Here is a 23,771-nt window from a genome sequence, read left to right on the forward strand (position 1 = left end):
CCGCCGTTCGATCAAGGTCTGGTCGAGCCTCCGGGCAGTGGGACGTTCGACTGCCGTACCCAGGAGCTGATCTGGCGTCCCGTACCGCTTCACAGGGCGTGCCCGCTGGCATGATGTGGGCCATGACCCGCACCGCCCGTCGCATGTTCGAGCTCCTGGAGCCGGTCTGCCTGGTCACCTACTTCGCAGACGAGTGCAACGAGGAGCTGGCCGCGCTCGGCCACCGCACCTACTGGGACGGCTACTTCGCCAGCCGCGCCGCGCCGCTGGGGCGGGTGCCGGCGCAGGTCGTGCACGCGGCCTTCTACAGCTTCGCCGACGGGGAGGCCGCGCGGCACATCCCGAGCGCGTGGGAGACGATCCCGCCCGAGGCGTCCGTCGCCGCGCGGGAGCGGGGCAGCGCGGCCTCCGTACGGCGGATCCTCGGCGACGAGCTGGCCGACTCACCGGGCCTGGTGCGCGCCGCCGACCTGACCACCAAGGCCGCGACGAACGCGCCCACAGAAGGCCGGGTGATGTACGCCGGGATGCGCACCCTTCCGGTGCCGAGCGACCCGGTCGCCCGGCTGTGGCATTCCGCGACCATGCTGCGCGAGCATCGCGCCGACGGGCACGTCGCCGCTCTCGTCGGCGCGCGCATCGGCGGCACGGAGGCCCACGTGCTCGACGCGCTGGCGCGCGGCATCCACCCGCCGGAGTCCTTCGGGCGCATCCACCACCTGCCGAAGGAGCGGCTGGCCGCGGTCATGGACGGCTTGCGCGAGCGCGGGCTCGTCGACGCCGACGGCCGGTTCACCGACGCCGGCCGGGAGACCAAGCAACGCATCGAAGCCCTTACCGATGAGCTGGCCGCCCCGCCGTACGACGCCCTCTCTCCCGCCGAGCTCGACGAGCTGGTCGCCGAGCTCGAACCCCTCACCGCGACGCTGGTGGCCGCGGGGTCGCGGTGACGGGAAGCGACTGACGGGACGAGGATTCTGCTGTCCGGTACGGCGAGTTCTCAGGCCGGTGTTCGCATCCGAGGTGCTCGACACGACCGGCGGCTTCCGGGAACCGTAGCGATCGGAACGTAGTGAGCCGGCCGTAGGGGTCGGAACCGTATGGGGAGGGGCCCGGCGTGGCGGAGGGTGATGAGCGGGTCGGTGCGCTCTGGCGGGAGCTGGGGCTGCCGGGGCTGATCGATGTGCATACGCACTTCATGCCCGAGCGGGTGATGGAGAAGGTCTGGGCGTACTTCGACGCGGCGGGGCCGCTGGTGGGCCGGGCCTGGCCGATCGCGTACCGGTTCGAGGAGGAGGAGCGGCTGGCGGTGCTGCGGGGCTTCGGGGTGCGGGCGTTCACGTCGATGATCTATCCGCACAAGCCGGGCATGGCGCAGTGGCTCAACGGCTGGGCGGCCGACTTCGCCTCCCGTACGCCCGACTGCCTGCGGACCGCGACCTTCTTCCCGGAGGACGGCGCCGCGGCGTATGTGCGTGCTGAACTCGACGGTGGGGCACGGGTCTTCAAGGCGCATGTGCAGGTGGGCGGGTACGACCCGGCCGATGCGCAGCTCGACGCCGTGTGGGGTGCCGTCGCGGAGGCGGGGGTGCCGGTGGTCATCCACTGCGGGTCGGGTCCGGCGCCGGGCAAACACACCGGGCCCGAGCCGATCGGGCGGCTGCTGGCCCGCCATCCCCGGCTGCGACTGATCATCGCGCACATGGGGATGCCGGAGTACGCCGACTTCCTGGATCTCGCGCAGCGCTATCCAGGCGTGCACCTCGATACGACGATGGCCTTCACGGACTTCTCCGAGCAGATCGCGCCGTTCCCGCGGGAGGAACGCCGGCGGCTCGCGGACCTCGGCGACCGGGTGCTGTTCGGCAGCGACTTCCCCAACATCCCCTACGGGTACGCGCATGCGCTGGAGGCGCTTGTCCGGCTGGAGCTGGGTGAGGAGTGGCTGCGGGGGGTCTGTTACGGGAATGCGGCGGGGTTGTTCGGGGTGTGAGTGGGGCTTGATGGGGGCCTGAGCGGGGTGTGAGCGGAGCCTGAGCGTGCCGGGGGCTCGGGGGTTGGGTCCCGGGCGCTCGGGCCTTCTCTGCGTGAGCGGGGCGTGGCTCGGTGCCTGCGGCCCGTGCGGCACGTGCGGCCCGGTCAGGGACTTTCGGAGGTGACGGGGGTGGCGGCCGCTGCCGTGGCCAGATGGGAGAGGGCGGCGCGCAGGTCGGAGAGGGTGGCCTCGTCCTTCACCCGTTCCGTAGTGGGATCGATCTTCGGGCCGATGGCGGGGATTTCGCGGCAGGCGGCCGCGACGACCTCGCCGGTCATCATGCGCAGGGTCTCGCGGAGCTGGGCGTTGGCGTGATCGCCGCCGGTGGGGAACGGCGAGGCGGTGACCACCGCGACCGGCTTGTCGACGCATTCGCCGCTGCTGACCAGCCAGTCGAGGGCGTTCTTGAGGACGCCGGGGACGCCGTGTGCGTACTCGGGGCTGACGACGAGGAGGGCGTCGGCGGCGGCGACCGCGGTACGCAGGGTGGCGACGGGGGCGGGGGGCGTGGCGCCCTCGCCGTCCAGGTCGGGGTTGAAGTGCGGGAGCGAGCCGATGTCCGCGGTGGTGGTCGGGCCGTCCCAGAAGGCGAGCGCGGAGCGCAGCACTGCGCCGTTGGAGGAGCGCGCACGCAGGCTGCCGGAGAGGGCGAGGAGTCTCATGGAGTGACGGTATATGCGGGATGTGGCGCGGGGTGTGCGGGTGGTGGAGAGGGACGTGGCGGGCGGGCGGTTGCGGGGTGCCCGCGGAGCGCTCGCGGGGTCTCGTAGGCCGGTGAAAGTGCTGGTCAGGGCGATTGTCAGTGGCAGGTGCGATGCTTAAGAAGTGGTGATCGACCTGGACCGCGCGGGGGGCGGCCCAGGTCGGTCAAAAGCCAGGCGCCCAGGGCCGGGTGGGGCTCGTACGGGGCGCGGGGGAGGGGCCGGCCGGAAGTTGGCGGGGGCCAACGGAGGCCGGTGAGCCGTGGGGTGAGGCGGGGAGGGGTGGGGCGGGGCCCAGGGGAGGGGGAAGGGGCCCAGGGGAGGGCGACCGAAGCACCGGGGATTCTCAGGAGATTCACAGAAAGGCGCAAGGGCGCTCTCAGGGGGCCGGGCCAGGCTCACGGGCATGACCGTGACTTCGTCGTCCTCAGCGTCACTTCGTATGCCGGCTTCGGCCTCGTCCTCCAGGGGCGCGCCCGGGAAGCAGCCGGAGCTGCTGCGGCCCGACGGCAGCCCGGTGCGGGTGCTGGTCGTGGACGACGAGTCCTCGCTCGCCGACCTGTTGTCCCTCGCCCTGCGCTATGAGGGATGGGACATCCGCTCGGAAGGGGACGGTGCGGGAGCGCTGCGCTGCGCCCGTAGTTGGCGGCCGGATGCGGTGCTGCTCGATGTGATGCTGCCGGACATGGACGGGCTGACGGTGCTCGGACGGTTGCGGCGCGAACTGCCGGACGTACCGGTGCTGTTCCTGACCGCCAAGGACGCGGTCGAGGACCGGATCGCCGGGCTGACGGCGGGCGGCGACGACTACGTCACCAAGCCGTTCAGCCTGGAAGAGGTGGTGGCCAGGCTGCGGGGCCTGCTGCGCCGGGCCGGGGCGGCCGCCGCGCGGAGCGAGTCGCGGCTGACGGTGGGCGATCTGGTGCTCGACGAGGACAGCCATGAGGTGTGGCGGGACGGTCAGGAGATCCATCTGACCGCCACCGAGTTCGAGTTGCTGCGCTATCTGATGCGCAATCCGCGGCGGGTGCTGAGCAAGACCCAGATCCTCGACCGGGTCTGGAGCTATGACTTCGGCGGCCAGGCCAACGTCGTGGAGCTGTACATCTCGTATCTGCGGCGGAAGATCGACGCGGGGCGGGCGCCGATGATCCACACCCGGCGCGGCGCGGGTTATCTCATCAAGCCGGGCGGGTAGGCCGGTGCCCCGCACCCCGGCGACCGGTCGGGCCGGGCCGGGCACCCCGTCCCCTCCGGCCACCGCAGCCCGCCCACTCGCCCCGGCATCCCCTGCCCCCTCCGCCCCGCCCCTCACACCGGACCCCACCCCGACCCCAGCCCCCACCCCGGCCCCGCGCCGCCGTTGGTCGCTCCGGACCCGGCTCGTCGTGTCGGCGGTGGCACTGATCGCTGTCGTCGGCGCCGTCATCGGCACCGTGACGACCATCGCGCTGCACTCCTATCTGCAAAAGCAGCTGGACCGGCAGCTGACGGACTCCGTGCACCATGCCCAGGCTCCGCGGCCGTACGATCCGCGACGTGCGCAGGGCCTGGACTTCGTGGCGATGGGGGGCCAGCCCCTGGAGACGGTGGGGGCGCGGTTCGGGCCCGACGGCATCGCCAAGGACGGGGCCCGGCTGAAGAACCCGACCAACCGGCTGCCCGAGGACCGGCTGGCGTTCCTGTCCCGGGCGCAGGTCGCGGCGCTGAACACGGTGCCGCGGGACGGCAGGCCGCACACCGCCGAACTGCCCGGCCTCGGCGACTACCGGGTGGAGTCCGCGGCGGACGGCTCACTGGTGCTCGGTCTGCCGCTCGGCAACGTGCAGGACACGGTCAGCCAACTGGTGGTCATCGAGGAGTGTGTGACGGTCGCCGGGCTGATCGCGGCCGGCATCGCGGGTTCCACCATGGTCGGCATCGCCCTGCGACCGCTGCGCCGGGTCGCCGCCACCGCCACCCGGGTCGCCGAACTCCCGCTGCACCAGGGCGAGGTGGCGCTGCATGTCCGGGTGCCGGCGTCGGAGTCGGACGGCCGTACGGAAGTGGGGCAGGTCGGGGCGGCGTTGAACCGGATGCTGGGGCATGTCGGCTCGGCGCTCTCGGCTCGTCAGGAGAGCGAGATGCGGGTGCGGCGGTTCGTCGCCGACGCCAGCCATGAGCTGCGCACCCCGCTCGCGTCGATCCGGGGCTATGCCGAGCTGACCCGGCGCGGGCGGGAGCAGCCGGGCCCGGAGACCCGGCACGCCCTGGGGCGGATCGAGTCGGAGGCGGAGCGGATGACGGGGCTGGTGGAGGACCTGTTGCTGCTCGCCCGGCTCGATGCGGGGCGCCCGCTCTCGTACGAGAGCACGGATCTGTCGCCGTTGGTGGTGGATGCGGTGAGCGATGCGCGGGTGGCGGGGCCCGGCCACCGGTGGCGGCTGGAGCTGCCCGCGGAGCCGGCGCTGGTGTACGGAGACGGCGGGCGGCTGCACCAGATCCTGGTGAATCTGCTGGCCAATGCCCGTACCCATACGCCCGAGGGCACCACGGTGACCGCCAGGGTGTGCGCCGCCCCTCGCTCCGCCGTCGGTGATGTGGCCGGTGATGCCGTCGGTGCCGGTGATGCCGTCGGCGGTGCCCCTTCCGGCCCCGCCGGGCGCCGCGACGCCATGCGGCTGGAGGTGCAGGACGACGGCCCCGGCATCCCGGCCGCGCTCCTCCCGCATGTCTTCGAGCGGTTCGCGCGCGGCGACGCCTCGCGTTCGCGGGCCGCCGGGAGCACGGGGCTCGGCCTCGCCATCGTGCAGGCGGTGGTCGCCGCGCACGGCGGCACGGTCGGGGTCGACAGCGTGCCGGGACGGACGGTCTTCACGGTGACGCTGCCGACGACGGCGTCCGCCCCGAGGGTGCCCTCCCCCTCACAGCCAGGACACAGGCTCACCACACCGATGTGACAGGGCGGTTGGCGAATGTCCTCGGCATGACGACGACACAGCCGCCCCGCACACCGCTGGGCTCCCTGCCGCCGCGCGAGCATCTGCGGCTCGGTCAGATCACCACCGTCCTCGACGTGGTGATCCCGGTCTACAACGAGGAGCGCGACCTCGAGCCCTGCGTGCGACGGCTGCACGAGCACCTCGCCCGCACCTTCCCGTACGGCTTCCGCATCACCATCGCCGACAACGCGAGCACGGACCGTACGCCGGAGGTCGCCGCCCTGCTCGACGACGCGATCGACGAGGTGACGGCGGTACGGCTGGAGCAGAAGGGGCGCGGGCGGGCGCTGCGCACCGTGTGGTCGCTCTCCGAGGCGCCGGTGCTGGCCTACATGGACGTCGATCTGTCCACCGACCTCAACGCGCTGCTGCCGCTGGTCGCACCGCTGATCTCCGGGCATTCGGATCTGGCGATCGGCTCCCGGCTCAGCCGTAGTGCGCGGGTGGTGCGCGGCCCGAAGCGGGAGTTCATCTCGCGGACGTACAACCTCATCCTGCGCGGCTCGCTCGCCGCCCGCTTCTCCGATGCGCAGTGCGGGTTCAAGGCCATCCGCGGCGATGTCGCCGCGCGGCTGCTGCCGATGATCGAGGACTCCGGCTGGTTCTTCGACACCGAGATGCTGGTGCTCGCGGAGCGGGCCGGGCTGCGCATCCACGAGGTGCCGGTGGACTGGGTCGACGACCCCGAGAGCACCGTGCAGCTCGTACGGACGGCCGCCGACGACCTCAAGGGGGTCTGGCGGGTGGGGCGGGCGCTGGCGACCGGCGCGCTGCCGCTGGACCGGCTCGCCCGGCCGTTCGGGGACGATCCGCGGGACCGTGAGCTGTCCGGGGTGCCCGGCGGCCTGGCCCGTCAGCTCGTGGGCTTCTGTGTCGTCGGCGGGCTCAGCACCCTGCTCTACCTCGCGCTGTACTCCGTCTTCCGGCTGGGGGTGGGTCCCCAGCCTGCCAATGCCATGGCGTTGCTGGTGTCGGCGCTGGCCAATACGGCGGCCAACCGGCGGCTGACCTTCGGGGTGCGGGGCCGGGACCGGGCGGTCCGCCACCAGGCCCAGGGGCTGGTGGTCTTCGCCATCGGGCTGGCGCTGACCAGCGGCTCCCTGGCCGCCCTCGACGCGTCCGGCGGCGGCGCCTCGCACGGCACCGAACTCGCGGTGCTGGTGGCCGCCAACCTCGCGGCGACGGTCCTGCGCTTCCTGCTCTTCCGCGCCTGGGTCTTCCCGGACCGCGAGCGGCGCGACGACGCCGAGGAACCGCGGCCGCACCCCACGCACGATCACCACGACCTGACCAGGAGCGCTCGATGACCCCGCACCCGCCCGCCACGCCGGCCCAGCCGTCGTACCGGCCCCCGTCCACGTCGCGAGGAAGAGCGCCGGGCCCGGTCGCCGCTTCCCGGGCGGCCGCGGAGCCCGCCGCCGATCCGCGCTGGGCGAAGCCGGCGCTGTGGGCGTTGTTGCTGGTCACGGCGGTGCTCTACCTCTGGAGCCTGTCCGCGTCCGGCTATGCCAACCAGTTCTACTCGGCCGCCGTCCAGGCCGGCAGCGAGAGCTGGAAGGCGTTCTTCTTCGGTTCGTCCGACGCGGCGAACTCCATCACCGTCGACAAACCGCCGGCCGCGCTGTGGCCGATGGCGCTGTCCGTACGGCTCTTCGGGCTCAGCTCGTGGGCGATCCTGGTGCCCGAGGCGCTGATGGGGGTCGCGACGGTCGGGGTGCTCCACGGGGCCGTACGGCGCCGGTTCGGTGCGGGGGCGGGGCTGCTGGCCGGCGGGGCGCTGGCCGTGACGCCGGTCGCGGCGCTGATGTTCCGCTTCAACAACCCGGACGCGCTGCTGTGCCTGCTGATGGTCTGTGCGGTCGCCGCCGTCCTGCGGGCACTCGACGACGGCCGTACGAAGTGGCTGGTGCTGGCCGGTGTCTGCTTCGGCCTGGGCTTCCTCACCAAGACGCTGCAGGCCTGGCTGATCCTGCCGGCGCTCGCCGTGGTCTACGTCTGCTGCGGGCCGGTCGCGCCGCGCCGGCGGCTGGGGCAACTGCTGCTCGCGGGGCTGGCGATCGTGGTGTCCGGCGGCTGGTGGGTGGCCGCCGTCGAGCTGTGGCCCGCGACCTCGCGTCCGTACATCGGCGGCTCGCAGCACAACAGCTTCCTGGAGCTGACCTTCGGCTACAACGGCTTCGGGCGGATCACCGGCAACGAGACCGGCAGCCTCGGCGGGGGCGGTGGCCGTACCGGCGGCGGAGGCGGATGGGGGGAGACCGGGATCACCCGGCTGTTCTCGTCCGACATGGGCGGGCAGATCTCCTGGCTGCTGCCCGCGGCGCTGATCCTGCTGGTCGCGAGCGTGTGGGTGCTGCGGCGGGCCCGGCGGGCGACCGATGCCGAACGGGCGGGGCAGCGGGCGGAGTTCCTGGTGTGGGGCGGCGCGCTGCTGATGACCTTCACGACCTTCAGCTTCATGTCCGGGATCTTCCACCAGTACTACAACATCGCGCTGGCCCCGTATATCGCGGCGCTGGTGGGGATGGGCGCGGGGCTGTTCCGGCGGCGCGGCGGGCGGCGTGCCCCGTTCGTGCTCGCCGTGGCGGTCGCGGTGACCGCCGGATGGTCGTTCGTGCTGCTGAACCGGTCGCCGGAGTGGCTGCCGTGGCTGCGCTGGACGGTGGTGGCCCTCGGTCTGCTGTCGGCGGTGGGGCTGGTGGCGCTGGGGCTGCTGTCGGTACGGGCGGGAGCGCCGGTACGGGCGGGAACCTCGGCGGGGGACGGAGAACAGGCGCGGGACGGGGAGCCGGCGCGGGACGGGGAGCCGGTGGGCGACGGAGCGTCGCCGGGACGGCCCCCGCTGCGGACGGGCCGGCGCCTCGCGGTGCCGGCGGCCGGGCTCGGCGTGGTGACGGCGCTGGCCGGACCGGTTGCGTACACGCTCGACACGGTCAACACCCCCAAGAGCGGGTCGATCATCACGGCCGGTCCCGCGGTGCGGGGCGGCACGGGCGGTCCCGGCGGCGGCTTCCCCGGCGGCCGGCGGGCCGGCGGTATGTGGCGCGGCGCCAACGGCGGTACGGGCGGCCCGGGTCCGGGCGGGCCTCAGGGCACCCAGCAGGCCGGCAGGCAGGGCACCCGGCAGAGCAACCACCAGGCCGCCAACCCGGGCCGCTTCCCGGGACAGGGCCAGGCCGCCGGTGGCGGTCGGCGAGCCGGCGGGCAGGGCCTCCCCGGCGGACCGGGCGGCTTCGGTGAGCGGGGCGCCGGGCGGATGGGCGGTATGGGCGGCCTGCTCAACGGCAGCAAGGTGAGCGCCAAGGCCAAGGCGCTGCTGGAGAAGGACGCCGGCGACTACACCTGGGCCGCCGCGGCGATCGGCTCGCAGAACGCCGCGAGCTACCAACTCGCCACCGAGAAGCCGGTGATGGCGATCGGCGGCTTCAACGGGAGCGACCCGTCGCCGACCCTCGACCAGTTCAAGAAGGACGTCGCGGACGGGAAGATCCACTACTTCGTCGCGGGCGGGCAGGGCGGCCCCGGCGGCGGGCGGGGCGGTCCCGGTGGCGGCCGGGGCGGCTCGTCGAAGATCACTTCCTGGGTGGAGAAGACCTTCGAGAAGGTCACGGTCGGCAGCGCCACCTTCTACGACCTGACCCGGAAGGCGTGACCGGCGGGCACGGCCCGGAAGGCGTGACCCCGCTGGCGTGACCCGGAAGGCGTGACCCCGGCCGGTCGCTCCCGCGCCACCGCCCCGATCCCCCGGGCAGCCGAAAATGAATGTACGGCGTATAAGCGTCCCTGTACGGTGTAAGTCTCCGCTCGCACCGTACAGGGAGTCTCAATGACTGAGTCAAGCCGCCTGCGCGACCGGCGGGGCGGAGGTGAAGACACGGTTGTCGCGCAGGAGTGCCCACAGCACGCTGGCCCGTCGGCGGGCCAAGGCGATGACGGCCTGGACGTGTTTGCACCCCTCGCCGCGTTTCTTGAGGTAGAAGTCCCGGTTCGGGCCCTCGCGGATGATGCTGGTCTGCGCGGACAGGTAGAACACCCGTCGCAGGCGGCGGCTGTAACGCTTGGGCCGGTGCAGGTTGCCGGTGCGTCGTCCGGAGTCGCGTGGGACGGGCACCAGCCCGGCCGCCGAGGCCAGGTGGCCGGCGTCGTCGTAGGCCGCGAAGTCGCCGGCGGCGACCACGAACTCCGCCCCCAGGATCGGACCCATGCCGGGCAGGGGCTCGATGATCTCTGCCTGCGGATGATCGCGGAAAGTCTCGCGGATCTGCTTGTCAATCCGCTTCAGACGGTCGTCCAGGGCCAGGATCTGCGCCGCCAGGTCAGCCACGATCTGCGCGGCGACATCCTCGCCGGGCAGCGCGGTGTGCTGGGCCTGGGCGGCTTCCAGCGCGGTCGCCGCGACGATGTCGGCGCCTCGGACGCTGCGGTTGGCCAGCCAGGCTGTGAGCCGGGCCCGGCCGCGGCGGCGGATCACTGCGGGGGTCTGGTAGCCGGTCAGCAGGACCAGGGCGCCCTTGTGGCTGCTGTAGTCGAAGGCCCGCTCCAGGGCGGGGAAGACGCCGGTCAGCACGTCGCGAAGCCGGTTGATCATCCGCACCCGGTCGGCCACAAGGTCGGCTCGATGGGCGGTCAACAGTGCGAGGTCGGCGGCAAGCTGCGCAGGCACGTCGATCGCAGCCAAGTCCCTTCGGTGACGGGCGGTTTCGGCGATGACGTAGGCATCGCGGGCATCCGTCTTGGCCTCGCCCCGGTAGGCGCCCGACATGCGGTTGACGGTGCGTCCGGGCACGTAGGCGGCCTGCTGGCCGTGGGCCGCGAGCAGAGCCAGAAGCAGCGCCGAGGACGTGCCGGAGATGTCCACGGCCCAGTGAACCTCGTCCGCAAGGTCGAGGATCTCGCCGAGCGCGGTAAGGATCGCCGTCTCATCGTTGTCGATCTTCTTCGACCACACCGTCGCGCCGGTCTCATCGACCACCGCCGCCCAATGGTGCCCCTTGCCCGCGTCGACACCGGCCCAGACCTGGGCCTGTCGCGTGCTCACTTGCCCCTCCTCGTTCCGCACAGCGTGCCGTCGGCCCGAGGAACACCCCGCTGTCCGCTCCGTAATCAGCGACCGCACAAGGCGCGCACATCTCAATCAGCAGCCAGGGCGCCCCGGAGAGCCGGACGGCCACTCCTTGTGAGCCACCACTGGCAAGCCCGCATCAGCCACATCCGGCCCTCCCGGGCCGCCTAACAACTTACGGAGCCCGTATGCCCTCCGTGGCCTCCGACGCCACCCCCGCCGTCCTCCAGCCGCCGGGCCGGCCCGCCGCCCGCTGGCTGATCCTCGCCGTCATCTGCCTCGCCCAGCTGACGGTCATCCTCGACAACACCGTCCTGAACGTCGCCATCCCCTCCCTCACCGAGGAGCTGGGCGCGACCACCGCCGACGTCCAGTGGATGATCAACGCCTATTCGCTGGTCCAGTCCGGTCTGCTGCTCATCGCCGGCAACTCCGCCGACCGCTACGGCCGGAAGAAGATGCTCCTCGTCGGCCTGGCGCTGTTCGGCGTCGCCTCGCTCGCCGCGGCCCTCGCCACGTCACCCGGCCTGCTCATCGCGGCACGCGCCGGTATGGGCATCGGCGGGGCCCTGCTGGTGACCACCACCCTCGCCGTCGTCATGCAGATCTTCGACGACGCGGAGCGCCCCCGGGCCATCGGCATCTGGAGCTCGGTCAACTCCCTCGGCTTCGCCGCCGGCCCGCTGATCGGCGGCTCCCTGCTCGACCACTTCTGGTGGGGCTCGCTGTTCCTGGTCAACCTCCCCGTCGCGGTGATCTCGCTGGTGGCCGTCGCCGCCCTCGTCCCCGAATCCACCAGCCGCGGCGACAGCCTCGCCCTGCCGGGCACGAACCCGGCGGCGCGGACCCCCGTCGACCTGCTGGGCGCCCTGCTGTCCATGATCGGCATGGTGGGAGTGGTCTTCGCGATCATCTCCGGGCCGATCTCCGGCTGGCTGTCCGGCCGGGTGCTGATCTCCGCGGCCATCGGCGTCGCCGGGCTCGCCGCCTTCGCGCTGTGGGAGCTGCGCGTCCCGCACCCGATGCTGGACATGCACTTCTTCCGCAACCGCCGGTTCATCGGCGCCGTCTCGGGCGGCATCCTCGTCGCCTTCGGGATGGGCGGCTCGATGTTCCTGCTCACCCAGCACCTCCAACTGGTCCTCGGGTACGGGCCGCTGGACGCCGGGCTGCGGATGGCGCCGCTCGCCGTCACCGTCATCCTGGTCAACTTCACCGGCCTGGGCGCCCGGCTGATCCGCCGGTTCGGCACCCCCGGGATGATCGTCTCGGGGATGTCGCTGCTCGCGGCCGGCCTCGCCGCCGTCTCCCTGCTGGGCGGCGCCGGCTACGGCGGCATGCTGTGCGGCCTGGTCATGATGGGCGTCGGCATCGCGCTCGCCATGCCGACGATGGCCAACGCCATCATGTCCGCGATCCCCCCGGCCAAGGCCGGCGTGGGGGCCGGCGTCAACGGCACCCTGATGGAATTCGGCCAGGGCCTCGGCGTCGCCGTCCTCGGCGCGGTCCTCAACTCCCGTTTCGCGGCGCTGCTTCCGCTGGTCGCCGCGGGCGCCGGGTCGTTGCCCGCGGCGTTCGCCCGGACCCGTACGGACGGCGAACGGGCCGCCGTCCACGACGCCTTCGCGTCCGGCATCGGCACCAGCCAGCTGGTCGGCGCGGCCGCGGTCTTCCTCGGCGGGCTGCTCGCCGCCGTCCTGCTGCGCCGGGCGGAGCGGGCCGGGCGGGACGCGGCGCAGCCCGCTGCGCCTCCCGGTGCGCAACCGGCCGCCGCGGCGGCGGAATAGCATCGGCTCGGTATGTGATCGTGAACGGCGCGTACCGGCGGCACGTATGACACCCGTACGTGCCGTCACCGATGACGACACCGACGCCGACCTCGACGACGCCACCCACGACGTCGAAGACGCGTAAGGACAGGGAGGGGCGCCATGGCAGCGACGGACGACCGCGCCGGGAAGCGGCCGAACAGCGTCTGGCTGACCGAACGGCCCCCGCTCAAACGGAAGGCGGAGCAGCCGGCCGGACTCGACCTCGACAAGATCGTCGCGGCGACGGTCCGGCTGCTCGACGCCGAGGGCCTGTCGAAGTTCTCGATGCGCAGGCTCGCCGCCGAACTCGGCGTCACCGCCATGTCCGTGTACTGGTACGTCGACACCAAGGACGACCTGCTGGAACTGGCCGTCGACGCGGTGGCCGGCGAGATGACCCTGCCCGACGCGTCGGACGCCGACGCCGACTGGCGCGACCAGCTGCGCACGCTCGCCGTCGGCTACCGCGACATGCTGCTGGGCCACTCCTGGGCGGCCCGGCTGCTGGGCGAGTTCCTCAACATCGGCCCGCATTCGACGGCCTTCTCCAACGCCACCCAGCGGGTGATGCGCCGCACCGGCCTGCCCGCGGACCGCATGACCGGCGCGCTGGCGTCGCTCTTCCACTTCGTCTACGGCTTCTCCACGATCCGGGCCACCCACGAGGCCCGCTGCCGCGCGGTGGGCATGAGCCTCGACGACTACTTCGAACGGGTCGTCGCCGCGCTCTCGGACCGGCCGGAGTTCGCCGAGATGCTGGAGCCGTCCACCCGGGCCGACCACCTCCGCCGGGGTCACAGCGCCGTGGAGATGCTGGACCGGGACTTCGCCTTCGCCCTCGATCTGCAGATCGCGGGGATCGAGGCGATGCGGGACCGGCCGGGGAACTGACGCGACGAAGGCCCCGGGCCGCGAAGCCCGGGGCCTTCTCCCCTGCGCCGGTGGGTGCCGGGGCCGCCGCCCCGGTCGCCCGGGTCACCCCATCGGCAGGCTCTCCCCCTGCACCGCCTGGATGTCCAGCTCCACCTTCAGGGTCGTGCCGATCGCCGCGATACCGGCCGCGACGACCTGGTTGTAGTTCATCTTGAAGTCCTCGCGGCGCAGCTCCGCGGTGGCGCGGAACGCGGCGCGCACGCCGCCCCAGGGGTCGGGGCCGGTGCCGAGGTAGCTCAGGTCGAGGGCCACCGGGCGTACGACGCCGTGCAGCGACAGCTCGCCGTGCACCGTCCAGCGGTCCGGTCCTGCCGGTGCCAGGCCCGAGCTGCGGTAGGTGATCTCCGGGAACTCCTCGACGTTCAGGAAGTCCTCGGAGCGCAGGTGCCCGTCGCGCATCCCGTTGCCGGTGTCGATGGACGTGGCCTTGATGACCGCCTCGACGCGCGAGGCGGCGAGGTCCTCGGCGATCTCGATCCGGCCGCTGAACTCCGTGAACCGGCCGTGCACGCTGGAGATCCCCAGGTGCTGGGCGACCGCGGCCACCGTCGAGTGCATCGGGTCGATGGTCCAGGCCCCGGGCGGCGGCAGCTCGGCCCCGCCCTGCCGCGCCAGGACGACACTGCCGACGTCCATCCGGCCGCTCGCCGTCACGATCGCGCTGGAGGCGACCGGTGCGTAGCCGACGGCCGTCACGATGACCGTGTACGGGCCCGCGGGCAGCGGCTCCTCGCTGCGGATGGCGCCCTCGTCGTCCGCCGCGGCGCGCAGCACCTGCGCGCCCGTCATGTCGGTGACGGTCAGCACGGCGTGCTGGACCGCCCAGCCGTCGCGTGTGCGGACCTGCGCTCTCAGTCCCGCAGCTCCCGCGCCCGTCGAAGCCATTGCCTCTCCCGTTTGTTGCTGGTGGGTGTCCCGTGCTCCCCGGCCCTCCCCCGCCCGGCCGAAGCCGGGAGCGGGGGAGAGGCCCGGGGGCCCGGGAAGTGTCGGGCTCCGGACGGCGGCGTGCAGGCCGTCCCCTGCCTGTGCGCAGCGCCGCCGCCGGAGCCCTGGGGTCCGGCCCGGGGCGCGTCTCCGCTCAACGCGCGCCCCGGTCCGGGGTATTGCTCCCGGGGTGGATCCCCGGGCCCGGGGGGTTTCAGTCCCCGGGGTGGGCGAGTTCGACGTCGTAGCCGTCGACCCCGTGGGCTCCGACCGCCAGGCCGGTGGCGACGGGCGGGTAGCCGCTCGCGATGACCGTGTAGTCGCCGGCGTCCAGGTCGGTGAAGGCGTAGGCGCCGTCCTCCCCGGTCGTCGAGGTGGCCACGACGTTGCCCGCCGCGTCCACCAGCGTCACCCGTGCGTCGGGCAGCGGCCGGGCGCCGTCCGGACCGCCGGCCCGCACGATGCCCTGCACCCGCGCGCCGGACAGCAGCTCGATCTCGATCCGCGTCGTGCCCTGGCCGCCGATCTCGACCGGCAGTGCGGCCGGGCGGTGGTTCAGGGCGTTCACGGCGACGGTGAAGGTCCCGGGCGCCAGTTCGTCGAAGGCGAAGGAGCCCTCGGCGCCGGTCGTCCCGGTGGCCAGCACCTCTCCGCGGACGTCGGTGACGACGACCATCGCGCCCTCGACCGGCGCGCCGGTGGCCGCGCTGCGGACCTGGCCGGCGAGACCGCTGGTGCCGCTGAGCAGGATGTCGTAGCCGTGGGGCTGGTCGCCGACGACGACCGTGGACGCCTGTGGCTGGTGGCCGTCGGCCGCGGCGATCAGCACGTACGAACCGGCGCCGGGGGCGTCGAGCACGTACGAGCCGTTGGCCTGGGCGACCGCGCGGCCCAGCTGACGCCCGCTGAGCGAGATCAGCGTCACCGCGGAGCGCGGTACGGGGCGGCCCTCCGCGTTGCGGACGAAGCCGTGGATGGCGGGACCGGCCGGGGTGGCGTCCCCGCCGCCGGCCGAGGCGTACGCCGCCAGCGGCTGGGCGACCGTCGCCGCGGCCGGCTGCGCCCAGGACGGCGTGTGCAGGTCGTCGGCGACCGGCGACGGCGCGCCCACCAGGGCGGGCTCCCGCTCCTCGACCGGCGCCGTAGCGGCGGCGAGGTCCGGGACGACGGTCTCCGACGGGGTGGCCGCGGCGTCCGCGCCCTCCGAGCTCTGGGACAGTCCGCCACGCGTCTTCAACGCGACCTCCTTGATGAACAGGGTGAAGAGGAAGGCGAGCAGCGCACAGGGCGCCGCGTAGAGGAACACATCGCCGACACCATGACCGTAGGCGCTCTCCATCACGGTGCGCAGCGGCGCCGGGAGGGAGTCCAGGTCCGGGATGCCGCCGCCGCTGTTGCCGGCGGCGTGCGCGGCGGCCTTCGCGCCCTTGGGGCCGAGCTCGGCCAGGCCGTCCTTGACGTAGTGGGTCACGCGGTTGGCGAGCACCGCACCGAGCGCCGAGACGCCCACCGCACCGCCGAGGGAGCGGAAGAAGGTCACGACGGACGAGGCGGAGCCGAGGTCCTCGGGGGCGACCTGGTTCTGCGTGGCGAGCACCAGGTTCTGCATCATCATGCCGATGCCCAGACCCATCAGGGCCATGAAGATCGCGATGTGCCAGTACTCGGTGTCGTAGCGGATGGTGCCCAGCAGGCCCAGGCCCGCGGTGACCAGCACGCCACCGGAGACCAGCCAGGCCTTCCAGCGGCCGGTCTTGGTGATGATCTGGCCCGAGACGGTCGACGAGATGAACAGGCCGCCGATCATCGGGATCGTCATCACGCCGGACATCGTCGGCGACTTGTCGCGCGCCAGCTGGAAGTACTGGCTGAAGAAGACGGTGCCGGAGAACATCGCGACACCGACGAAGAGCGAGGCCAGCGAGGCCAGGGTGATCGTCTTGTTGCGGAACAGCCGCAACGGGATGATCGGCTCCTTGGCCTTGGTCTCCACGAAGACGAAGATCGCGCCGAGCACGACCGCGCCGCCGACCATCGCGGCGGTCTGCCACGACATCCAGTCGTACTTGTCACCGGCCAGCGTCACCCACACCAGCAGCAGCGAGACCGCCGCGCTGATGAAGAAGGCGCCCGCCCAGTCGACCTTGACGCCCTCGCGCTTCACGACGGGCAGCTTCAGGGTCTTCTGCAGCACGATCAGCGCGATGACCGCGAACGGCACACCGACGTAGAAGCACCAGCGCCAGCCGAGCCAGTCGGTGTCGGTGATGACACCGCCGAGCAGCGGACCGCCGACGGTGGCGACGGCGAAGGTGGCGCCGAGGTAGCCGCTGTACCGACCGCGCTCGCGCGGCGAGATCATCGCGGCCATCACGATCTGGGCCAGGGCGGACAGACCGCCCACGCCTATGCCCTGCACCACCCGGCAGGCGATCAGCATGCCGGTGTTCTGCGAGAGACCGGCCACGACCGAGCCCGCGACATAGATGATCAGTGCGAACTGGACCAGCAGCTTCTTGCTGAACAGGTCGGAGAGCTTGCCCCACAGCGGGGTGGTCGCGGTCATCGCGAGCAGCGAGGCGGTGACGACCCAGGTGTAGGCGCTCTGTCCGCCGTCGAGGTCATGAATGATCTCGGGCAGTGCGTTGGAGACGATCGTCGACGACAGAATGGCGACGAACATGCCGAGCAGCAGCCCGGACAGCGCCTCCATGATCTGACGGTGCGTCATAGGGGCTCCGTCGGAGGCGTGGTGTCCGCCTCCGTGCCTGGCGTGGCCGCCCCGCACACCGGCTGGTGTGGTCGTAGCCATGTGGTTCCTTTTCATCCTGCGGGTGTACGGGTGGTGGAGTCGTGATGCGCCCTGGTGCGGCAGTCGCCGAAGCTCGTGCGGAGCCTGGCGAGCAGCTCGACGAGGTGTCCGACGTCGGCGTCGGACCAGTCGTCCAGGTACCGGGCGAGCGTTGCGGTGTAGCGCTCGGCGAGCTCCTCCAGGAGCTCCGTCCCCCTCGGGGTCAGGCGCAGCAGCCGCGACCGCTTGTCCGCCGGATCGGGCTTCCGCTCGATCCAGCCGCGCTCGGCGGCATGGGCGACGTGCCGGCTGGTCACCGACATGTCGATGGCGAGCAGCTCGGCGAGCTGGCTCATCCGCATCTCGCCGTGCCGGTCGAGAAGGGTGAGCACCCCGGCCGAAGCGGGCGGGCACTCCTGGGGCAGCATCCGCCCCATTTCGCGCTTGACGGCACCGATGGCGCTGAGTTGCCTGGCCAGCTCCTCGTACTGACTGTGGGCGGCCACGGGTTCCTCCACGCATCCATCGCACATCGCATCAACATCTTTTGTTGCTTGGGGCAACCATAAGCAAAGTTGGTTGCTGAAGGCAAACGAATCGTCCACGGTTGAAGTAAAGGGAACGGAAAGTCTGCGTCGGTAATCAGCCAACCGGGGTGACGTCGCCTGCAAAGGTGCAGGTCGGAGGCCTGGTGCCGGGCCGTGGCCGATACCGGTCGGTAGCGGGACACCCCCAGACGACCCGCCCGCGCTCCCGCCCACGCGCCGTACCCGGCCCGACCCCGCTCCGTAGGCGCCTTCGCGGGAGTTCCACAAGCGCCCCAAGGGTGCCGCTCCGCCCCTGGTTCGCTAGGGTCCTTCCCCATGGCGACCAACCCGCAGAACCAGGCCGGCGGCAACTACGACCCGGCGGGCAGCACGCAGATGTTCCGGGCCTTCGTGGACGAGGGCGGCACCCCTCAGGCCGGCAGCCGCCGCGCCCCCGCCCCGCAGCAGTCGTCCGGCCCCCGGGCGGGCGTCATCGTCGGCGTGATCGTCGCGATCCTGGTCGTCGCGGGCGCCGCCTGGCTGGCGCTGGCGTAACGAGCCCCCGCACCGCCTCTTCACGTATACGGGCCCGGCATCGCGATGCCGGGCCCTCGCGCTGTCCGAGCACTGTGCCGCTGGGCGCTCGGGAGTGAGGGGGCAGGGCCGTACGAGGCGGGCGGCTTTGCCGTCGAGGGGGATTCGGGGCGGCGGAAGGGTCGTTGGCGCGGCCGCTGTGACCGGCAGGTGACGGTGAGGGCAGGGTGGGTCCGGCGCTTCCTCGACCGGGCGAGGAGGGCTCTCTCGTTCGCCCGCGGGGCGGTGCCACCTCTCTTGGGCCGGGATCGGGCCCCGGCCTTCCTGGAGCTGCGATCGTGGGCGTTTCACCCTCCCGACCACCGCGGCATGGAACCGGGGCGTCCGGTCCACCGTGCCCACCGCATGGGAGCCCTTCGACCCGCGGCTCCAGAAACGGGGAAAGACTGTTGTTGGACGAGACAGTGTTCCGGAGCGACGATGTGCCTGCGCCGGACCGGTTCGACTACTGGGTCGAGCTCCTGGGCCGTAGCCATGCCCCGATGGAGTTGCGCAGCAGCTACGCCGACGACTTCCGGGCGTCCCAACGCGTCCTGGACCTCGGTGGTGTCACCGTGTGGTCTCTCGCCTTCCAGCCGCTGGTCTTCCGGCGGACGCCGAAGCTGATCCGGCAGTCCGACCCCGAGACCTACCATCTTTCGCTTGTCGTACGCGGGACCGGGTCAGGTGTGTGGAGGCACCGGGAAACCCAGTACAAGCCGGATGACCTGCTCGTCAACTCCTCTTCGCTGCCGAATGACGTGCACAGCATCGGGGCCCCGGTCTCGACGGTGGCGCTGGAGATTCCCAAGGCCCTGGTGCCGCTGCCGCGTGACGCGGCCCGCCGGATCATCGGGGTGCCGGTGTCGGCCCGGGAGGGGATGGGCGCCCTCTTGGCGCGGTTCCTCATCCAACTCACCGAGGACACCGCCGCGTACCAGCCCACCGACGGCCCCCGACTGGGCACGGTCCTGACCGATCTGGCCGCCGCGCTCTTCGCCCATCTCCTCGAAGCGGGCGCCTGCCTCCCCCCGGAGACCCACCGACGGACCCTCACCTTGCGCATCCAGGCGTTCATCCGCGAGCACCTGCACGACCCGCACCTCACCCCGACCGCGATCGCCGCCGCGCACCACATCTCCACCAGTTATCTGCACCGTCTTTTCCGGGACGAGGACGCCACGGTCGCCGAGTGGATCCGCCGCCGGCGCCTGGAGGCGGCCCGCCGCGACCTCACCGACCCCGCACTCCACGCCACCCCCATCCAGGCAATCGCCGCCCGCTGGGGATTCCCCCGCGCCACCGACTTCAGCCGCGCCTACCGCGCCGCCTACGGCACCACGCCCAAGGACCACCGGCACCAGGCCCTCCACAGCCACAAGTGAACGCACTGCCAACACAGTTGTGCACGGAGCGCCAACAACGCGCCGGTCGCATCCGACATCATGGGTGAGCCGCCGGACAGTCCCTAAGGGCTGTCCCGGAATCCCTGGCGGATGCACGACGACGGCTACGGCACCCCCTGGCACGCGCCGGCAGGTGACCCCGCGCAGCTGACGCCGTGCGCTGATCCACCAGGGATTACGGGACAGCCCTTAGGCACTCGGCGCCCCGAGGCGCTCGACCGCGCGGTGGGCCTCGGCCAGAACGCCGCCGAGGTTGTCGTACAGAAGACGCCCGTCGCGCTTGACCGCCCGTCCTGCCACCAGGACCGTGTCGACGTTCCCGGGGTGTGCGGCGGTCACCACCGCGCCGATCGGATCGTGCGCCACCGGGGCGAGGTTGAGCGCATCGGCGCGCAGCAGGACGAGGTCGGCGCGCTTGCCGATGCCCAGTGATCCCACCTCGTCGCCCAGACCGAGGGCCGTGGCCCCTTCCGTGGTGGCCATGCGCAGCACATCGGCCGCCTTGATCGTGGACGTTCCGGAAGCGGCGTCGTCCTCGTCGAAGTGACTGCTCATCAAGGCGGCGCGCATCTGCGAGAACATGTCGCCCGGCGCCGAGGTGACCGCGTCCGCGCCCAGCCCCGTGGTGATGCCCGCCCGGCGCAGCCGTCCCGCCATCGGCGCGCCGAACCGCATCGAGGCCTCGATCGCCGGTGTGATCGCCACCGCCCCGCCGGATTCGGCGATCAGCCGCAGCTCGGAGTCGGGCAGCGAGTTGCCGTGGACGTACAGGGTGCCAGCGGTGAGCAGCCCCTGTTCCTGCAGGGCGGCGATCGGCCGCTGCGCCACCGGTCCGGCGCTCACATGGACCGCGAGGGGCAGCTCCAGCTCGCGGGCGAGCAGCCAGTCCTCGCGCACGGCCTCCGGGGGAGCGAACGAGGGGCCGACCGGGGCCAGGGCCATGGTGACCAGCGCCTCGCGCGACGGGAAGTGGTCGGTGCGGGCCTTGCGCACCCAGTCGGCCTGCCGGGCGGCCTCGTCGAAGACGGGATACCCGTAGCCGAAGACGGCCCGGATCCCCGCCTCCCGCAGCGCCTCGACGGCGGCCGCGGTGTGCTCCGGCGTGTGCTGGACGTGGGAGAAGTCCTGGACGGTGGTGACCCCGGAGTCCAGGCACTCCAGCGCGCCGAGGAGGTTGCCGGTGTACACGTCGGCGGGCGTGCAGCGGGCGCCGAGGTCACCGAGAATCCGGCGGAGGTAGTGGTCAAGGCTCTCGTCGACCGCGGCGGACCGCAGCACGCCCTGCCACAGATGCCGGTGGGCGTCGACGAAGCCGGGCAGTACGACCATCGAGCGGGCGTCGATCACCTCCAGGCCGGTATCGGTGTCGTCGAGGGGCAGATCGGGGCCGACGGCGGCGATCCGGCCCGCCTCGACCAGGACGTCGGTGTGCGGGTGGACGACGGGGTGGGGGGCGGTGTCGATGACCAGACCGCCGCGCAGCAGCAGTCGCGGTGTGTGGTGGTGCTCGATTCCCATGGCAAGTCACCCTCTACACGTTCGGAAGAAAGCTTTATAGAAAGCTATCCTGTCGGAGTGACCGCGGCATCCGGACCAGTCCCCGACCCCGTCGATGCGCTGCTGAGCGCCTGGCGGACCGAGCTGCCGGATGTGCTCCGCCCGACGACGGAGCTGTCGAAGCGGATAGTGCAGCTCGCCGGCGCCCTGGACGCGGCCACCCGCGGGGTGCTCCCCGGCCTCGGCCTGACCGTCGCCGAATTCGACATCCTGGCCGCCCTGCGCAGGTCCGGTGAGCCCTACCGCATGAAGCCGAACGAGCTGGTCCGCGCGCTGCTGCTGTCCTCCGGAGGCATCAGCAACGTCGTCAGCCACCTCGCCGGCCGCGGACTCGTGCTCCGCGAGCCCTCACCGGACGACGGCCGCAGCACCATGATCCGGCTGACACCGGACGGGGTGCGCACCGCCGAGCGCGCCGTGTGCGCCACCGCCGACGCCCATGAGGCGGTCTTCGCCGAGGCGTCGCCTGCTGCCGTGCATGCCGCCGCGCGGGCGCTGCGCGAGGTGGGCGTGAACCGCCGCCCCGTACCGCGATCACTGCGGACGGGGCGGAACCGCAGCCGGTCCTGAGGCGCCCCGCCGGCGGCCCCGGGCCCGGCCCGCGGGGACGCGTCCCGGACGGGGGCCGCTCGCGGTACGCGTCGGTGAGCCCCGGACCGTGGCCGGCCCGGGGCTCGCGCGGCGCGTCACCGACGCCCGGGGTCCCGGGCGCCCGGCCTACGCCTGGTCGGCCGCCGCCTGGAGCGCGGCGATGTCGATCTTCTGCATGCCGAGCATGGCCTTCATGGCGCGGGTGGCGCGCTCCTGGTCCGGATCGTTCAGCAGCTCCGCCATACCGCCGGGCGCGACCTGCCAGGACAGGCCGTACTTGTCCTTCAGCCAGCCACAGGGGCCCTCCTCGCCGCCTTCGGAGAGCTTGGCCCAGTAGTAGTCGATCTCGTCCTGGTCGGCGCAGTTGATCAGCAGGGAGACGGCCTCGCTGAAGGTGAACTCGGGGCCGCCGTTGATCGCCGTGTACGCCTGGCCGTCGAGTTCGAACTCGACCGTCAGCACGGTCCCCGCAGCGCGCGGACCTGCCTCGTTGTAATACGTGACGTTCTTGATCTCCGAGTTCGGGAACACCGCGCAGTAGAACTCTGCGGCTTCCTTGCCCTGGGTGTCGAACCACAGGTTGGGGGTGATCTGGGGCATGGTCTTCTCCCTGGGACGGGGGCGCTGCCGGTGGCTGCGTCTGTGCCTCTTCAGACCGTCCCACCGGTCGGAACTCATCGCTCTCCGGGAAGCTCATTCGGCTCGCCCTTCAGGGGCGAGTTTCAGCCACCGGGCCGACCCGGGAGGCGGGCGCGAGCGGGCAGCCGGGAGCGGACGGGGGAGAGGACCGGCGGGGCTGGAGGGGACGGGGTCCCGAGCCCTCACTTCCAGGTGAAGCTCACGTCCTTGGTGTCGAGGTGCATGTCCAGCGGCACCCGCCAGCTGTCCACGCACACCCGCCAGGTGCCCGTCTGCTTCCTGCCCACGGCGAGCGGCAGCGGAAGCGCGCGGGTGGAGGTGAGGGTGGCCCAGTCGATGCCGAGGGCGCCGATGACGTGGGTGCCGAAGGTGACGGTGCCGGCGGTGACGGGCCGGTCGCCGTTGTTGAGGAAGTCGAGGGACACCTGCTGGCACCAGCGGACACCGGTGCCGGCGAGGGCGGGCCTGCCTATCAGGAGGCCGCCGGGAGCGCCAGGACCGGCCGGGATGGTGGGGGAGGGCGGTTCGGGAGCGGGGGAGCCGTGCGGCGGGGTGGAACCTCCGGGACGGGTCGGGGAGTTGGGAGCGCTCGGCGAGGCCGGGGGCGTCGGGCCGCCGCCGTGGCCGTGGCCGGTGTGTGTTCCGGCGGGCGGTGCGGAGGGGCCGCGAGGGGCGCCGGTTGCGCCGGGGCTGCCGGGTTCACCCGTGCCGCCGGCCTCGTCCCCCGTGCCGCGGCCGGCGGACTCCGTCCGGGCCGTGCCGCTCCGCACGCTGCCGCCGCCGCTCTTCCCGTGTCCGCGGGCGCTGCTGCTACCGCCGCCGCGGCCGTCCCCGCCGTCCAGCGGAGTCAGCACGACGCCGCCCTCCGGTGGTACGGCCCGGGACGGTGCACGGCCATCGGCGGGGCCTGCCGCGCCCACCGCGACATACCCCTCGTCGGCCGTGCTTCCGCAACCCGCCACCAGGGAACCCAGACACAGCACGGCCGCGGAGGCGGCGGCCACAGTCGTCGTCCGTCGCATCGGGTCAGTGTCACTGACGGTGCGTCAGGTGTACAGAGAGGGGACGCACGGCTGATATCTGGCCGGATCGCGGTCCTCGCGTGGCCGGAAGCGCGTGACTCCGCTCCGCACGAGCTTCTGCTCAGGGAGGCGGCGGAGGGCAAGCCCCTGCCAAGTCCGCGGTCGGCGCGCCACGTTCGGAGGCCATGAGGCCGTCACGGACGAGGAGCGCGAAAGAG

19 protein-coding genes are annotated in these 23,771 nt (G+C 72.5%); 11 read left to right on the top strand and 8 right to left on the bottom strand.

What is annotated here, in order from left to right:
- The first annotated feature begins 122 nt into the window (after nt 1-122).
- On the top strand, nt 123-950 hold the full coding sequence (locus Scani_RS36990; protein WP_159482022.1) for an SCO6745 family protein: 828 nt from the start codon (nt 123-125) through the stop codon (nt 948-950).
- A gap of 167 nt (nt 951-1,117) precedes the next feature.
- Complete coding sequence (locus Scani_RS36995) at nt 1,118-1,993, top strand: amidohydrolase family protein (protein WP_159482023.1); 876 nt, start codon at nt 1,118-1,120, stop codon at nt 1,991-1,993.
- Between the two features lie 146 nt (nt 1,994-2,139).
- On the opposite strand, the gene Scani_RS37000 is transcribed toward Scani_RS36995, so the two are convergent.
- Nucleotides 2,140-2,697 (bottom strand): NADPH-dependent FMN reductase, encoded by a 558-nt coding sequence (locus tag Scani_RS37000; protein WP_159482024.1) that lies wholly within the window; start codon nt 2,695-2,697, stop codon nt 2,140-2,142.
- 481 nt (nt 2,698-3,178) lie between these two features.
- On the opposite strand from Scani_RS37000, the gene Scani_RS37005 reads away from it, so the two are divergent.
- From Scani_RS37005 to Scani_RS37020, 4 genes are all read left to right on the top strand, one after another.
- Complete coding sequence (locus tag Scani_RS37005; RefSeq protein WP_281392265.1) at nt 3,179-3,934, top strand: response regulator transcription factor; 756 nt, start codon at nt 3,179-3,181, stop codon at nt 3,932-3,934.
- A 199-nt stretch (nt 3,935-4,133) separates the two neighbouring features.
- A complete protein-coding gene (locus Scani_RS37010) occupies nt 4,134-5,675 on the top strand; it encodes a sensor histidine kinase (RefSeq protein WP_308686613.1) in 1,542 nt (513 codons plus the stop codon).
- A 26-nt stretch (nt 5,676-5,701) separates the two neighbouring features.
- Entirely contained in the window at nt 5,702-7,024 is a 1,323-nt protein-coding gene (locus Scani_RS37015; RefSeq protein WP_174872806.1) for a bifunctional glycosyltransferase family 2/GtrA family protein, read from the top strand.
- Nucleotides 7,021-9,369, top strand: a complete 2,349-nt coding sequence (locus Scani_RS37020; RefSeq protein ID WP_159482026.1) for an ArnT family glycosyltransferase — start codon at nt 7,021-7,023, stop codon at nt 9,367-9,369. Before Scani_RS37015 ends, Scani_RS37020 begins: the two co-directional genes overlap by 4 nt.
- A 183-nt stretch (nt 9,370-9,552) precedes the next feature.
- On the opposite strand, the gene Scani_RS37025 is transcribed toward Scani_RS37020, so the two are convergent.
- Nucleotides 9,553-10,755: an IS110 family RNA-guided transposase gene (locus Scani_RS37025; protein WP_159482027.1), complete on the bottom strand. Its 1,203-nt coding sequence runs from the start codon at nt 10,753-10,755 to the stop codon at nt 9,553-9,555.
- Between the two features lie 212 nt (nt 10,756-10,967).
- On the opposite strand from Scani_RS37025, the gene Scani_RS37030 reads away from it, so the two are divergent.
- Complete coding sequence (locus tag Scani_RS37030) at nt 10,968-12,566, top strand: MFS transporter (RefSeq protein ID WP_159482028.1); 1,599 nt, start codon at nt 10,968-10,970, stop codon at nt 12,564-12,566.
- A gap of 144 nt (nt 12,567-12,710) precedes the next feature.
- A complete protein-coding gene (locus tag Scani_RS37035; RefSeq protein WP_159482029.1) occupies nt 12,711-13,481 on the top strand; it encodes a TetR/AcrR family transcriptional regulator in 771 nt (256 codons plus the stop codon).
- A gap of 84 nt (nt 13,482-13,565) precedes the next feature.
- On the opposite strand, the gene Scani_RS37040 is transcribed toward Scani_RS37035, so the two are convergent.
- The 3 genes from Scani_RS37040 to Scani_RS37050 form a co-directional block, all read right to left on the bottom strand.
- The gene (locus Scani_RS37040; RefSeq protein ID WP_159482030.1) at nt 13,566-14,408 is read right to left on the bottom strand and encodes a YceI family protein; all 843 of its coding nucleotides are present in this window, start codon (nt 14,406-14,408) and stop codon (nt 13,566-13,568) included.
- 253 nt (nt 14,409-14,661) lie between these two features.
- On the bottom strand, nt 14,662-17,178 hold the full coding sequence (locus Scani_RS37045; protein WP_459565506.1) for an MFS transporter: 2,517 nt from the start codon (nt 17,176-17,178) through the stop codon (nt 14,662-14,664).
- 92 nt (nt 17,179-17,270) lie between these two features.
- Nucleotides 17,271-17,744, bottom strand: a complete 474-nt coding sequence (locus Scani_RS37050; RefSeq protein WP_159482032.1) for a MarR family winged helix-turn-helix transcriptional regulator — start codon at nt 17,742-17,744, stop codon at nt 17,271-17,273.
- 357 nt (nt 17,745-18,101) lie between these two features.
- Here Scani_RS37050 and Scani_RS37055 point away from each other — a divergent pair, with 357 nt between their 5' ends.
- Together Scani_RS37055 and Scani_RS37060 are read left to right on the top strand one after the other, a co-directional pair.
- On the top strand, nt 18,102-18,320 hold the full coding sequence (locus tag Scani_RS37055) for a hypothetical protein (protein WP_159482033.1): 219 nt from the start codon (nt 18,102-18,104) through the stop codon (nt 18,318-18,320).
- Between the two features lie 428 nt (nt 18,321-18,748).
- Nucleotides 18,749-19,723, top strand: coding sequence for an AraC-like ligand-binding domain-containing protein (locus Scani_RS37060; protein ID WP_159482034.1), 975 nt, complete (start codon nt 18,749-18,751; stop codon nt 19,721-19,723).
- A gap of 210 nt (nt 19,724-19,933) precedes the next feature.
- On the opposite strand, the gene Scani_RS37065 is transcribed toward Scani_RS37060, so the two are convergent.
- Nucleotides 19,934-21,262, bottom strand: a complete 1,329-nt coding sequence (locus Scani_RS37065; protein ID WP_159482035.1) for an amidohydrolase family protein — start codon at nt 21,260-21,262, stop codon at nt 19,934-19,936.
- Between the two features lie 57 nt (nt 21,263-21,319).
- Between Scani_RS37065 and Scani_RS37070 the strand changes: the two genes are divergently transcribed.
- Nucleotides 21,320-21,871 carry a MarR family winged helix-turn-helix transcriptional regulator gene (locus Scani_RS37070; protein WP_246296369.1) on the top strand — a complete coding sequence of 184 codons (552 nt, stop codon included), beginning with the start codon at nt 21,320-21,322 and terminating at the stop codon, nt 21,869-21,871.
- A gap of 147 nt (nt 21,872-22,018) precedes the next feature.
- Here the strand turns inward: Scani_RS37070 and Scani_RS37075 are convergent, their stop codons facing one another.
- Nucleotides 22,019-22,492: a VOC family protein gene (locus tag Scani_RS37075; protein WP_159482036.1), complete on the bottom strand. Its 474-nt coding sequence runs from the start codon at nt 22,490-22,492 to the stop codon at nt 22,019-22,021.
- Nucleotides 22,493-22,713: 221 nt separating this feature from the next.
- Complete coding sequence (locus tag Scani_RS37080; RefSeq protein WP_246296371.1) at nt 22,714-23,553, bottom strand: hypothetical protein; 840 nt, start codon at nt 23,551-23,553, stop codon at nt 22,714-22,716.
- Nucleotides 23,554-23,771: the final 218 nt, after the last annotated feature.

The organism is Streptomyces caniferus (assembly GCF_009811555.1).
Taxonomy (GTDB): domain Bacteria; phylum Actinomycetota; class Actinomycetes; order Streptomycetales; family Streptomycetaceae; genus Streptomyces; species Streptomyces caniferus.